The organism is Rhodococcus sp. Chr-9, assembly GCF_000801125.1.
GTDB classification, from domain to species: domain Bacteria; phylum Actinomycetota; class Actinomycetes; order Mycobacteriales; family Mycobacteriaceae; genus Rhodococcus; species Rhodococcus pyridinivorans.
This window is the reverse complement of sequence record NZ_JTIZ01000056.1, coordinates 1-14,314: the sequence shown is the minus strand read 5'-3', so window position 1 is coordinate 14,314 and position 14,314 is coordinate 1. Positions and strand designations below refer to the sequence as shown.

Annotated in this window: 9 protein-coding genes; 5 read left to right on the top strand and 4 right to left on the bottom strand. The window is 63.0% G+C overall.

Features of this window, described 5'->3' with window-relative positions:
- Window positions 1-409: 409 nt before the first annotated feature.
- The 3 genes from QR64_RS26455 to QR64_RS06715 all read left to right on the top strand — a co-directional run bounded on the left by QR64_RS26455 (window position 410) and on the right by QR64_RS06715 (window position 2,138).
- Window positions 410-802: a hypothetical protein gene (locus tag QR64_RS26455; RefSeq protein ID WP_152640926.1), complete on the top strand. Its 393-nt coding sequence runs from the start codon at window positions 410-412 to the stop codon at window positions 800-802.
- 495 nt (window positions 803-1,297) lie between these two features.
- Window positions 1,298-1,597, top strand: a complete 300-nt coding sequence (locus tag QR64_RS06720; protein ID WP_235367037.1) for a hypothetical protein — start codon at window positions 1,298-1,300, stop codon at window positions 1,595-1,597.
- A 1-nt stretch (window position 1,598) separates the two neighbouring features.
- Entirely contained in the window at window positions 1,599-2,138 is a 540-nt protein-coding gene (locus QR64_RS06715) for a hypothetical protein (protein WP_235367036.1), read from the top strand.
- 239 nt (window positions 2,139-2,377) lie between these two features.
- Here QR64_RS06715 and QR64_RS06710 read toward each other — a convergent pair whose 3' ends face one another.
- From QR64_RS06710 to QR64_RS06700, 3 genes are all read right to left on the bottom strand, one after another.
- Entirely contained in the window at window positions 2,378-5,794 is a 3,417-nt protein-coding gene (locus QR64_RS06710) for a Swt1 family HEPN domain-containing protein (RefSeq protein WP_039584625.1), read from the bottom strand.
- A gap of 13 nt (window positions 5,795-5,807) precedes the next feature.
- Window positions 5,808-8,588, bottom strand: a complete 2,781-nt coding sequence (locus tag QR64_RS06705) for a DUF1156 domain-containing protein (protein WP_039584624.1) — start codon at window positions 8,586-8,588, stop codon at window positions 5,808-5,810.
- 119 nt (window positions 8,589-8,707) lie between these two features.
- On the bottom strand, window positions 8,708-12,187 hold the full coding sequence (locus tag QR64_RS06700; RefSeq protein ID WP_039584622.1) for a helicase-related protein: 3,480 nt from the start codon (window positions 12,185-12,187) through the stop codon (window positions 8,708-8,710).
- Window positions 12,188-12,382: 195 nt separating this feature from the next.
- On the opposite strand from QR64_RS06700, the gene QR64_RS06695 reads away from it, so the two are divergent.
- Both QR64_RS06695 and QR64_RS06690 read left to right on the top strand, forming a co-directional pair.
- Window positions 12,383-13,273 (top strand): TIR domain-containing protein, encoded by an 891-nt coding sequence (locus tag QR64_RS06695; RefSeq protein WP_039584621.1) that lies wholly within the window; start codon window positions 12,383-12,385, stop codon window positions 13,271-13,273.
- Window positions 13,270-13,683, top strand: coding sequence for a hypothetical protein (locus tag QR64_RS06690; RefSeq protein WP_039584620.1), 414 nt, complete (start codon window positions 13,270-13,272; stop codon window positions 13,681-13,683). Before QR64_RS06695 ends, QR64_RS06690 begins: the two co-directional genes overlap by 4 nt.
- 148 nt (window positions 13,684-13,831) lie before the next feature.
- Here the strand turns inward: QR64_RS06690 and QR64_RS06685 are convergent.
- Window positions 13,832-14,314, bottom strand: a 483-nt coding sequence (locus tag QR64_RS06685) for a DUF6308 family protein (RefSeq protein WP_052227219.1), incomplete at its 5' end; no start/stop codon positions are given.

The window sequence follows — 14,314 nt, the reverse complement described above, 5'->3', positions numbered from 1 at the left end:
GATTGACACGGGTTTCCGCTCAATCGGCATGAATGCCCGAGGCTAAGAGCGCTCTATCGGTAGAGACGTCGTCGACGTGCACGCATCGCATACATCGCATTGCGTGCATCTTGATCTGCAGCCGATCCGGGGAGGAGCCAAACCGACGTGAGTCATGTGCCATCTCCGCTGGGCTGGCAACGATAGCTTTCACAGCAACGGCCTTTCGTCGCAGAGATCTCTCGGGGTCGGGTGCCCGATCACCACGAAGTGAAACGTCTACCGCACCCCTCTAGGACACCCTCGTCCAGGGTGAGTCCCGACCTATTCTTGTTGTCATTCGAATGAATGAATCGGGTGGTACCGAACAGTTTTTTTCTGGAAAGATGCCACGCATCCATGCCCATACCTCAGGAAGGACAGTGACACTATGGGTCTAGCTGACGATTTCGCGAACTTCCAACGACAGATGGCTACGACTCCGTTCCACCCCGAGAGAGGCAAGATCTGGGAAGAAATGAACCAGCTGGTCAAAGAGTTCATTCCCTTAGCGATCCAGCGGAAAGTTCGAACCACAGGGTGGCTGACGAAGTCCTGGTGCCTACCTATCAGCACCTACAAACGTTTTGACCAAACGTCAATCCAGATCTCGGCTGGCGGAGAGTGGCGTTACTTCTCTTACTCGGATGGACGGCCTAACCCGCGCGAGCATGTCCTCGCATCATCAGCAGGCCCGGAGGGTTGCACCACCAATCGCGAAGACATCGAAGACATGCGTGGAATCCTTCTGGATGCTCTTAATAGGCCTAAGGGCGGCTACTAGCCTCGATCTTTCGTGCGGGTGACGCGCCGTCCTGAGCAGTTCAGATTGGGTGCGGAAACCTGCGGATCCGGTGTGCGGCCACGATTGGTCACCCGACCCACACGACACAGCGAACACCACCCTGGCTTTGGCGTGTGGATGTGATCGCCGGTATCGAAGCCGCTCTGACCGTCGGCGCGGTGACCGCTGATGTCGTCGCGGTCGAAGCCCGCCGGCACGCGTCCTCGGAGGTCGGTGCGGGTGGGTCTGATTCAGGCCCTCATCTCGTTGCTCGTCTCCCCGGCCGGGAGCAGCGTGTGTCAAGGTGACCAGCTCGTCTTGCATGTCAACGGAGTCCTGTTTGACGATCGTCAAACAGCACACCCCTCCCGTCCCCGCCTGCTTCCGCTATCATGGGATTAGTTGAGATTGTTATTTAATCATTAGGACTAAATCATGGATAGTTATAGCGAGTTGCGAGCGGCGGTAGTGGACGCCGGCGTCTACACCACAACGATGGAAACGCTGAAGCGGATCCAGGACGCGGGACGACTGGGGATCCACGTCCGGTCCGCCATCAGCCGAGCCCTGGCCTCCCACGGGATCGGGCACCTTCCTGCCGAGTTGCCACCCAATCAGGACGACGAAGTCCGCCTCTACCTGCTCGGCACCCCCATCGCCGATGTGGTGAGCGCCGTCCTGACTCCCAGTGAACGTGGGGATGCGATGTTGCGTTCCGTGGGCTCGTCCGATGCTCAGGAAAAGCTCGCGGTCATCCGCGATATCGTGTGCGGTTCCTCCACTGAAGGAGCGTGACGTGACGGCACCTGCCGAGGATGTGGGGCGGGCCGTGCATGTCTTCGTTGACGAGTCCAAGCGCGACGACTACATCCTCTGCGCTGTGACCGTTGTACCGTCCGGCGTAGACGAGATGCGCAAACGGATGAGAGAGCTGTGCCCCAAGGGAAGCAGCCGAATCCACATGAAGTCCGTGGACAGAAAGACAGCACCCAAGATCGTGACCGAGGTCGCGAAGTTGAATGCCGACAGTCGCCTCTATGTGGTCAAGTCACGCAAACTTTCCGAACGTGAGGCGCGGGACCTCACGCTCACTGCAGCGGCTCACGATTTGGTGGAGCTGTCTGCAAGTCGTGTGGTCATCGAGTCGTGCGATCAAGATCGAGAAGACAATCGGGTGATCCGGCAGGCGGTAGGTCCGCAGGCCCCGTTCGAGTACCTTCACGATCGTCCGAACAATCCGTTGCTGTGGCTTCCCGATGTTCACGCATGGGCATGGGGCCGGGGTGGGTCCATCCGCCGCAAGATCGAGCACCGCATCGAGGTCATCACCCTCTGAGATACGCGAAGGCCCTCCCCGGATGGAGAGGGCCTTCGCTACGTGTGATGGGCACGCAAGGCTGGAAACCACCTGGTGGAGCTGCCCCGAGGGGTACTTACGCTCCGGAGACCTCCTACACGAACCACTTCCCTCGACTAGTGTCTCGGGCACCACGTACTGTACCACTTTTGTACCGTTCCAGTACTACTCCTGTACTAGTTCAGCGCTACCTCGACAGGCATCGCCGTAGGCGATGCTCAGTCAGTTTCGAATCCAGCCTGGTCGAATTTGAGGACGGTGGCGTTCTCGCTGACCGTGCGGATTTTGTTCTCGTCGAATCCGTTCGGCGTGGTGGCGGTGATCTCGATCCGGACTTCGAGGTGAACACCGTCTGCGGCGGCAAGGTGTTGGATGATCTCGTTGGTGATCTTGTTGAAGTCGCGGGCGTAGAAGTCCGGGTGTAGCGCGGTGGACCCGAAGAATCGGGTTTTCGCCACCGGAGTGGTACCTCCAGTTTCATTGCGGCTACCCGTGCGTGTGGCCGTGGTGGTCTGGACCGTCGCACCGGCGGCCGGTGCGTCCTCTTCGTCGCCCGCGGGCGAGTCACTTTCGTGCTGAGAGGCGCCTTCGCCCTGGGTTGCCTCGTATTCGGCGAGTTCGCGTTCGCGTTGCGCCTCGGCTCGCTCAGGCTGGACCAACAGCAACGCATCGGTAATCTGCGGCACGCTGACTTGATCGGACGGCAGGACCAGTCCGAGATAGTTCTGTCCGTCCCAGTCCACAGCCAGGGCAAATCCGGTCTGCTGCCAGAACATCTCGCGAGATACCGACTGCACCCCGTCCTCGAGGACGGTGCGATCGCGCAGCCTCGCCAGGTACGGGTAGGTGGTGTAGTAGTTCCACAGCTGACCGACGCTGATGTGGCCTTCGCGGTCCCATGCGGCCTTGAGGGTCCCGGACAGGTCGTGGCGAATCAGGCCGGCGCTGCGCTGCAGGGTCAGCAGCGATTCGTTGCGCAACTTCGCTGCAGCGCGGGCAGCCAGATCGGTGGTGGTGCCGTCGGCTTTGAACGCTTCGATCTCGAGGGGTTTGGTGGCCTCACGCTGGGTGGGAGCGAGCACCCAGTGATAGGTCTGCAGCAACCGGTCGGCGACGGCCTGATTGTGGGTGGCGACCCGGTCGACGGCCTGTTGGCGTTGCGCGGCAGTCAGGTTCAGGTCCTTGTCGGCGTTGTCGCGGATGTAGGACCAGGCCAGAAAGTCCCGGACTGCGCTGTCGAGTTCGGCCCAGCGGGCGTCGTCGGCGGCGAGGAAGGCGACCATGTTGCGGTGGGTGCGGGCAGCGCTGCCGCGGTGTTCGGTGACGTCTTTGGCCCAGATCGCCGCCGGGGATTCGGTCTTGGCCTTGCGGTTGTGTAGATGCGCGGGCGGCACGATCACCAACCGCACCTCTGGTACGTCCGGTACGTCCGCAGACGAGTCGGGGGCGACGTGTACGCCGGCGAAGCCGTCCGAGGCGGTCTTGCGGTGCTCTTGCAGTCGGCGCACGACTTCGGCCCAGACGTCTTCCTTGTGGAGGCGTTCGGCGTGGTCGCGGGCGGTGCGGGTGGTGTTGGCCTGGGTGTCGTACCAGTACAGCGACCCGGAGTTGTAGAAGTAGGTGGCGGTATTGGCCAGGTGGTTCAGCGCCGAATGGAAGTTGCCCGGCACATCGCCGGGAAGGGCGGTGCCGAGGAAGATCCGTTGCTTGTCCAGACCCTTGTGCGCGGAGGTCAAGGTCGGGGTCGCGCCCATGAACACGGTGCGAGCCAGGCGTTGGGTAGTCAGGCGTTGACCGAGCAGCTGGTTGGTGTTGTCGACCTGGGCGGGAGCGGAGTTCGGTCCGTCGACGTCGGTGTCGATCAGAGCCTTCCACTGGTCGTCGAGGTACTGGGTCAGTTCGGTGACGACCTTGTCGGCGCGCAGAGGGATCGATCCGGGCATGATCAGCGGGGCGGTGTCGTTCTCGCGCCAGAGCTGACCGACGATGACGTTCATCAACCGCAGGACACCGCGGGTGCGCTGGAAGCGTTCGAGGGTGGACCAATCCTGGTAGAGGCGGTCGAACAGCTCCGGGTGGATCGGATAGGAACGGCGGATGCGTTCTTCATAGTCGAGTTCGCGGACCTCACGAGGAAAGTCACTACTGTTCTTGACGTAGAACGCCACCATGGCCTTGGCGGTGGCGTTGATCTTCGCCAGGGCGGTGCTGTCCGGAGTTTCGAACAACCGGCGCCGGACGATGTGGAAGCTCTCCTCGGCGTTGGCAGCGCGCCACTGCTCAGCGACACGGCCGACGGCCTTGCGCAGCATCTTCAACGCTTCGCGGCCGTTCTGCCCCCCGACTTCTTCCTCGTCACCGACGTACTCGCCGTCCTTCATCTCCGCCGAAGCCGGAATGGAAATCAGCACCAATGTGCCAGGAACGGCCTTGGCCGCCTCGGTTAGGGCTTGGGCGAAGGTGAACTGCGCATCGAAGGTGCCGTCGGGCAACTCCTCGTGACCGAACAACAGGCGGGCGTAGGCGACCCATTCGTCGATGAGGATCACCGACGGGCCGAACCTCAGGAACAGCTCGCGCAGTGCTTCGCCGCTGGGATTGAGTCGGTTGGTGTCGGATTCGGCGACCATCGCATAGCCTTCGGCGCCGCCGAGATGCCAGGCCAGCAGACCGCCGATGGTGTTGATGCGGGTGCCATCGGGCATCACCTTCACCGCACCGGCCTTGATCTGGGTGCCCACCAGCGCCACCCGCCGGGCAGAAGGCAGCTCGGTGCCGGCGAGCAGATCTTGGACTTCCTGCGGATAGTCCACCAGCGGCCGACCGGACGCCAGATGCCATACCGCGAGCATGGAGTGGGTCTTGCCGCCACCGAAGTTGGTTTGCAGGTTGATGATCGGCGCGGCGTTCGGATCGCCGGACAGTCTCTGCATCGCGGGGACGAGCAGATCCTTCAAGCCTTCGGTCAGGTAGGTGCGGGCGAAGAATTCCACCGGGTCGGTGTATTCGGGGTCGCCTTCGCCGCGGGAGACCATCGCCAGGTCGGCGGCGAACTCGGCGGCGTGAAAGTTACCGCTTTGCACATCCTGATGCGGGCTGAGTACCAGCCGCCACGGTTCGAGACCGTCGGCGCCGATCTCCGCGGCTGCGGAAGTCTTGACGACCTTGCGGTCCTGCTTTTCGGAGCTCAGGCGCATCAGTTCGATGCGTGAGCGTCGGGCCTCATCAGCCTGGTCCGGAGCCCCTATCGCGCGCAGGAACCGCTCGGCGGTATCAAGGGCTCGGTATGCATCGTCGGCGGTGAAGGATCCGTTGTGCGCCCAGGTGTTGCGCACATCCCGAAGTTCGGTCGCCCAGGACTGCTCGGTGCGGGAGAGATGATCGGTGAACGGATACCAGCCTTTCTGGATCTGGTTGGGGATCTGTTCGGTGATCATCCGCAGGCCGTTCTGCGGATCGGTGCGCACATAGGTCTTCGATGCACCGGCCCCCTTGGTCTTGTCCCGCGCCGCCAGTAGCGCTGTCCAGTCCCCACCCTCTAGCTTCTTCGCCAGCACGTAGGTGTGGAACTCGTCCAGCGCGGGACCGAGAAGCTCGAAGATCCGACCGATCCGGTCGCGGTTGCTCACAGCCATGACAAGGTTCCTTCTAGGTGTCCAGCATCAGCTGGGTCGAAGCATTGCGGGACTCAGCGACGATGTCATTCCAGGCCGTACCGAGTGAGTTGAATTCGATCGCAACCTGGGTGCGCTTCGAGTCCTCAGCGATCGTGAACAGCAGGAACGACAGCTCCTTGCACAGATCTCGATCGATCGACTCCGGCACCCGGGACAATAAGGCCGCAGCAGCCGGTACGCCCTTCTCCGTCAGAGCTCGGGCGAGGTGCATCACCACTTCCCACGTGCTGATGTGCGGGTCGGTGGCCGGATCGTACTCCCTGTTCGAGTAGATCGCCCCTAACGCCTCGGGGGAGAGCAGCGCAACCTTGCCAGCACGACTGGTCAAGATGCCGGACCGTTCCAAGTGCTCAAGGGAAGCGTTACGGGCACGGGCCATGTTGTCGGCATCACCGAACGTGCCCGCGTCGAAGCCGTGTTGGCGGAACCAAGCGATCGCGAAACGGGTGTCGGGGTCGAAGTCGCCTTCTTGTTCAGCAAGCACTTCATCAAGGATTTCGTTGATCCGGGCCAGCGCAGCACGGACGGTCATCTTTGAGCCGTCATCAGTCAGCACACCTGAGAAGCGGGAGAACACCGCCATACCGGGACCGATGGCCGCTTGAGGTAGATCCACTGGGGCGATAGCGCCTTGCTGCAGCTCACGCAGAGCATCAGGTAGCTCATCCTTGAGTGCATTGATGAATCCCCGACGATCGATTGTCGGCGCATGATCAGGACGGGGACGCAGCGCCAGGACGATGGAAGAAGCGAGGGCATTTGTGCCCTGCGACAGCATACGGTTACCGAGCTCACTGCGCATCGGCCACGTAGCAGTGATTGCCCATCCGGAACGGATCATGCCCTCCAGCAATGTTTCCCACCCGGTCGACGCTTCCCCAGTCTCAGTCGCATCTTGTTGCTTAAACGCGTAGTAGACAGTAATCGGGTAATCGATCAGCGCAGATTCGCGAGCGCGACGAAATACCTCACGAAACCCATCCTCGAAGAACCTATGTGCGCCTTCCCGGCCACCATGACGATAAGCGTTGGCAACCAGCTCGTCTGCTTTCGGAACTAGCATAGTGCTCAGCAATTCGGGATGGATGGAACGAAGTGCTCGACGCAGCCAGACATAGAAGAAATCAGACAGATCTGAATACCCGATGTTGTCATAATATGGCGGATCGGTCGAGATGAGAAATTCATTGAAGGGACGATCTGAGGCCGATGCCTGAATCGCCCGTCCAGGTCGCTTTCCAGCTACGCGAATACTCTTTGCGATGCTGTTCAAGCTGACTGTAAACGATCCTGCCGCTTGGCCGAACGGTGTGGTGTCTGGGAAGTCCCACACCATGGGGATGGCTTGACGAGCGAAAAGGTTACGGATCTGTTCCTTAGTGTTCTCCCAACGGCATAGTGAATTAGCTATGTCGGCGAGGCGACTAACTCCCAATCCCAAAAACGTAGCCACAGCGTCCGCGTATGCCGCTGCACCTGTACCACCGCCTTCAAGGCGTTCGTCTCCGGCTAATCCTGCAGAAAGAGCGTCCGAAAAGACTCGTTCCCGAGCTTGGGGGACGAGGTCGCTGAATGTAGTAAGGGCGGTGAGCTGTCGAGGGGTGAACAAATCTGCGAATTCGGTCAGCCCGTATCGGACAACATTGATGCGGCCGGGCCAGTCGAACAATTCACCTTCCGGTAAGTCGACGGGCCGCTCGATTCTCGCCGCAAGCTCGTGTTCTGGAGTGGGATCCAAATAGATCCGAGTCCGCTTACCTTCCGCCACTATCGCCATGAGCTGTGTGCCCATTTTTTTGGCGCGACTTTCAGAACGAACGTACCCCAACTCAACAGCTGCGCCACAGCCGATACACACCGCACCGGTGCGCCCGACAGTACCGTCGGTTTCCTGTGTAGGCGCATTCTCCGGGCCGTATCCGATACGGTATTCAACCTTGCCGTCTACAACAGAGGGGACGACATAGGTTTCCTTGCCCTTCTTCTTGCCGAGCCACCATGAACGAACGAGAGGCATGGCAATACCGCAGGCGGGGTTGGGACAGGTGACCGTCCGGGCCCAGATCCAAGCGATGACGGTGGCTTCGGATCCGTCCGGCAATTGCGCCTTCGGGTACAAATGGCCGATACGTTTTTCGGCCTCGTCGCGCATCCACTGCCCGTAGCGCCGAACATCTTCGGCCAGTCCTGTCACACCTGACCAGGCAGTGATCTGGGTATCCGCTGCGCCGGGGAACACTGGCGGATGCCCAGCGAACTTCGGCGGAATCTCGATAAGTGCCTTATTGATCAGCACCGCAACCGGATTCAGATCCGATGCGTGAGCTTCCAGACCGAGGCGTTGGGCCTCCAATGGGATGGTGCCGCCCCCGGCGAACGGGTCGAGGATCGGCGGGGGGTTGCCATTGGAGGATGCGAGGATCTCTTCGCGAGCGCGTCGCAACAGGTTTTCGTCGCCGACGTTCTCCCACACCACCAGTTGCTCGATGATCTCGTGTAAGCGTTTGCGTTCCTTCGCGACGGCTTCCTCGGTAGGAAACCGGTCTGGAAACGAGGAAGGATCGTCGACGAGCTGCGCGAACAGCACAGCACGGGCGGCGGCGAGGGGCCGGCGGGCCCACCACAGATGCAGGGTGGACGGGTGACCGTGGCGGATGGACTTCTCGCGGGCCGATTCGGCGTTGATCTTCTCGAGCGGCAACGCGACCTCGATGAGCTTGCGACGGGGAACAGCAGTGGTCTCGGCGGTCACGAGGTGGGGTCCTTCTCTACGTACATCGGTGCTGCAAGAGCGTGGTTACGGGAAACAGTAGTGGTCGGGCGTGCCAGGATCCGGCAGCGGTGCCCGATCAGGTCGGGACGGTGAGATTGTTAGGAGGGTGGTCCGCCTTTCGCCCAGGTCTTGGCCCAGTGCAGGCGTACCTCGGTGGCGGCAAGATCACCCAGGTCGATGCGTCGGAACGGTTCGTGCACATACCGCAGCTGGTCGTGGTCGGGACCGCGGTCGCTGACCGAGACCATGGCAAGGCGGTGCCGGTCGGGGACGTTCTTGCCGTAGAGGACCTCGTTGAAGGTGACGGTGAAGTCCTCGGCCCCTTCGATGCGGCCTTTGACCTCGATGAACACGTAGTGCCCGTCCTGCGGGTCGAGGGAGCGGATGTCGTAGCCCTTGTTGTTGTGCGGCATCTCCTCCGGGATGCGGCCGAGGGCGTGTTCGGCGGCGAGGACCTTGTCGACGGCGCGGCGTTCGATCCGGGCGGTGTCCTTCGCGTGCTGGGCGGGGGCGCCGGGCAGCATGCCAGCGGGGATGACGAGCACCGCGCCGACGATCTGCGGGGGTTTGGCGGCCAGGCGGGATTGCAGGTCGAGTTCGGTGGTGCGGGCGGTGAGGCGAGTTTCGAGGTCGCGGGCGCGGGCCTCGAGGCGTTCGGGGCTGTGCCGGGGTTTGGCGTGTCGGCCCTGGGTGCGGGTGGCCAGGATGTCGCGTAGGCGGGCGGCTTCGCTGTCGAGATAGTTGATCTGCTGGGTGAGGCGTTTGTGCACCGCAGCGCGGGTTTTGTCCAGCAGCGGCAGGACGCGGTCTTTGACCTGGGCGAGATGTTCGGGTTGGGCGTGGGTAATCGCCCAGGTGGCGGCGAGTTGCTCGACCCCGCCGGCGAGCCAACTGTGGCTGAGGACCTCGGCGGCGATGGTGCGTGCTTCGGCGGGAAGGGGCTGGAGGTCCAGATAGGGCGCCGGCCCGCACAAGGTGGCGGTGCCGTCGGGGGTGAGGGTGATGAAGTCGAAGCGTTTGGACACCACCACGCTGGTGCCGTCGCTGATCTCGCCGGTCACGGCCACGATCAGCCGGGGGTGTTCGGCCGGGTCGTGCGGATCGAACAGCACGGTGCCAGTCTCCAGTGCCCGCTGATGGGTTTCGATGGTGGCATCGAGAACCGTGTCGAGCAGCGGATGGCCGGGAGCGAGGAGCTCAGCGCGCGGTGCGGTGGGCTCGCCCAGGTCGATACGGTCGGGATCGAAGGTGACCCGCTGATAGCGCGAGACGATCGGCACCGCCGCACCCGGGCGCTGCCGGGCCCGCACAGTCGCGGGGACGTGGGTGATCTCGAACCGTCCCGCTTCCCGGCGAGGCAGCCGACCTCCGAGCCGGGGGAACGCGTCGTGGAAGAACGCGGCGATGTAGTGCGGTTGCAGCCGGCGGGCACGGGCTTCGTCCATCTCACGGCGAAGCCGGTCGAGTTCGTGCGGGGCCAGGGCCTCGTGGGCCAGGGCACGTTCTTCGAGCAGGGTGTCCAGGCCGCGGGAGACTTCGGCGTCGACGACCTGGTCGAGGGCGGCCAATCGGGCCGGGTCGTCGCCGTAGCGGATCGCGTCGAGCAACAGAGTGCGCAGCGGTCGGTCGGTGAAGGCGTCACCGAGGACGTCGAACAGCCGGCCGCCGTAGGCGCGACGCTGGGTTTCCATCTTCTCGAGCAGCCGGGTGAACACATGGCCTTCGCGGGTGCCGTCGGCGACGAGATTCCACAGTCGGCAGGTGTGGCGTTGGCCGATGCGGTGGATCCGGCCGAAGCGCTGCTCGAGCCGGTTGGGGTTCCACGGCAGGTCGTAGTTGATCATCAGGTGGGCGGCCTGCAGGTTCAGCCCTTCACCGGCGGCATCGGTGGCGATGAGCACCTGGGTATCGGGGTTGTGGGTGAACTGTTCGCGGATGGCACGGCGGTCCTCGCGGCGGGTGCCGCCGTGGATGGTGACCACCGCATCTTCGCGACCGAGGATGTTGCGGATCTGGGCGGTCAGATAGTCCAGGGTGTCGCGGTGTTCGGTGAACACGATCAGTTTGCGCGGGGCACCCTGGGTATCGCGCAGCAGATTCCGGTCCAGCAGCAGCGAGCGTAGTTCGGCCCATTTGCGGTCCTCACCGGAGTCGCGGACCTGCTCGGCGAGGGCAACGAGCACCCCGAGGCGGGCGATTTCGATGTCGAGTTCGGCGACGGTCTGCGCCGCGGTGGCGGCGTCGACCACCTGCTCTTCCATCTCTTCACGCTCGCCGGCGTCGTACTCGTCCGGATCGTCGAAGTCGATCCCGCTCAGGGCGAAGTCGTCGGCCCGACTCGTCGGGGTAGGGGTGAGCAGGTCGCGGCGTTTGGTGCCGAGGCGTTCGCGGCGGCGTTGCAGCGACCGAACAATCGCATGGGGGGAGGACGCCAGGCGCCGTTGCAGCACGGTCAGAGCGAATCCGACGGTGCGTGCGCGAGGGTTATCGGCGCCGAGACGGTCGGCGCGGTTCATCTCCTCGCGCACGTAACGGGTGACCTCGTCGTAGAGCTGGCGTTCGCCGTCGGAGAGGGTGTACGGCACGGTCTCGGCGATGCGCTCGGGGAACAGTGGGGTGCCGTCGAAGGTGAGCAGTTCTTCTTTGACCATGCGGCGCATCAGCCCGGAGGTGTCGGTGGTGTGCGCTCCGGAGCGGTATTCGCCTTCGAACCGGTCGGGATCGAGCAGTGCCATGAACGCCTGGAAGCTGGTTTCGTTGCCGTTGTGCGGGGTGGCGGTCATCAGCAGCAGGTGCCGGGTGATCTGCCCGAGTCGCTGGCCGAGCTGGTAGCGGCGGGTGACGTCGAGTTCGCCGCCGTACCAGGTCGCCGACATCCGGTGCGCCTCGTCGACGACCACCAGATCCCACTCGCTGCTGTCGAGCAAGGCGAGCAAGTCGTCGTTGCGTGCGAGCTGGTCCATCCGGGCGATCAACAGCGGATAGCGTTCGAAGGGGTTCGCGTCCGGGCTCGAGGCGATCATCTCGCGCGAAAGCAGCTGCGCGTCGATGCCGAACTTGGTGGCCAACTCGTCCTGCCACTGCTCGACCAGCGAACCGGGAGCGACGATCAACATGCGGGTCAGGTCCCCGCGCAGCATCAGTTCTTTCGCGTAGAGCCCGGCCATGATTGTCTTGCCGGCGCCGGGGTCGTCGGCGAGGACGAACCGTAGCGGGGTGCGGGGTAGCAGTTCGCCGTACACGGCCCGGATCTGGTGCGGCAACGGATCGACCGCGCTGGAGGAGACCGCCACCATCGGGTCATGCAGGCCGGCCATGCGGATGCGCAGCGCTTCGGCGGCGAGGCGGAACTCGGCCGGATCGGCATCGAACGACCATCGGGCCTGCGGTGTCTCGATCCGCAGGCGCTCCTCATCGGTTCGGTACAGCAACTGCTGACCCAAATCGCCAGCGGTGTCCTTGAACGTCACCGTCACCGCGTCCGGGCCGTGCCGGTCGACATCGACGAGAGTCACAGGTCCTGAGTGCACACCACGAAGCACCTGGCCACGATCGAGATCCTCGAGCCGCACCGGCATCCCTGCCGACGATGAAGCCGCCACCGTCCTATCACTCTCCCCTGCGTTATCGCCTTACAGATGTGATCGTTCGCGGGGCGAAGAATGTCACACGTCACCCATATCGTTCTGCGCTCGAGCACCTCCATGTATCCGCGCGACCGCGTATGAAGCTCGAGCTGAAGAGGTGTCGGCCCTCGTCACTATGATCAATTTGTGACTACGCCTTCCCCAGATCCTCGCAAGGTCTTCGTCATCCACGGGCGCAACGGCACCGCCCGAAACCAGATTTTCGCTTTCCTCCGCGCCTTGGGCTTGTCCCCAATCGAATGGGATCAGGCAGTCCACGAGACAGGTGAGGGAGCGCCCTACATCGGCCAGGTACTCGACAAGGCATTCGAGATTGCTCAGGCCATCGTCGTGCTTGAAACTCCCGACGACGTCGCATACCTGCGGACTGACCTGGCCGACGATGACGACCCCGAAACATCTCCACAGGCACAGCCCCGCCCAAACGTTCTCTTCGAGGCCGGCATGGCCATGGGACGAAATCCGAAACGGACCATCATCGTCGAGTTCGGCAGGATCAAGCAGTTCAGCGACATCCACGGTCGCCACACCATCCGACTGGATGGCAGCCCTGAAAAGCGCCACACGTTCCGAAGTCGCTTGTCCACGGCAGGTTGCGCCGTCGACCAGGCCGGAACGGACTGGCTCAGCTCGGAACTGACACCTCCCGGCGCACCAGGCGGGGGTGTCCCGCTCGGAAGAAGAGTCCCGACGCCTGAGCGGCCTACCCGCCCGAGATTCACTGCCACCCATTTCCGCCGTGGCGGCAACAAACTCGACTACGTCGAGATCACCAATATCGGCCCGGGTGATGCTCTCGATGTCGACGTCGAGGAACTCGGCGCAACCGGGCGCGGACTTCTCCGCGACGACGAACCACTCCCTATTCCGAAGCTTCCGGCAGGTAAATCGTTCCGCCTCGACTACATGGGCAACATTGCCAGCGGTGACAACAAGCGGTACTTCACCTTGCTCATCAAGGGACGTACCGCAGATGGCGATCCCTTCAACTTCGAAGAATTTGTGAGCATGACATGAACGTGTCCATCCCTACCGACGACGACAACTTTCTTCGTCGGGAATGCCCCACTTGCGAGCAACAATTCAAGTGGCACCTCGGTCCGATCAACGACGAAGCCGCCGTCGAACCGACCCCGGACGCCTACTACTGCCCGCTGTGTGGTGTCCCCGCAGGAACGGACCAGTGGTGGACCAAAGAGCAGCTCGAGTACGCCCGGGCACGCGCTGTGCCGGATATCCTCGCCCAGCTGTCGAACGAGACGGGGCTACACATCGATTCGACCTCCGATGTTCCCGAAGCGATGGTCGAGCCCAACGACATGGAGATCGTGCAATCACCATGCCACCCGCACGAACCGATCAAGGTTCCGACAGGTCACGGGCAGCCGATCCATTGCCTGGTGTGCGGGTCTGTGTTCGCAGTCTGAACCGGGTATGCACCGCGCAGTAGGTCCGGGTACGAGACACTCAGCATTAGTGCCTGAAGCCCCAGACAACTACAGCGAAAGGGAACGGGTGTCCGAGTGGGCTGGGACGTCCCGAAGTCGCATCATCGGGTGATGTTGGCATCGGGTTTCAGGCGACAGCCCAGGTCAGCAGGTCGAGCAGACGCACGTCCGTCAGGGTCGCGATCCGGCGGACTTGTTCGCTCTCGGACTGCGTCAGGCGGCGGCGGAACATCATGAGGGCACCGCTGTCGAGGTTGGTGCACACATCGTCGCGGATGGCCGCCCAGAACATCGCTCGCCTGCCGCGGTGCGGGTATCGGGCAGCTGCGGCACGAGCGTGGAGCCGGTAGAACGCCATGACCTTCGAGTCGAGGATGGGGAACAAGCCGGGGCGTTTGAGGTGGAGCACCTTGCTGATCTTGGCCACCCCCACGTGCCGGGGAGCGGCGGTGCAGAAATGGTCGTAGAGAGCTTCGGCACGGTCGTAGAGTCCGCCGCTGATGTTCGGGTCGGCGTCGACCAGCTGTGCCTCGGTCGGCACCGCCGCCCACGGGGCGTCAATGGGGCTCTTCGCAGTTGGTAGGGGCGGGTGTCGATCGACCCCGTTGCC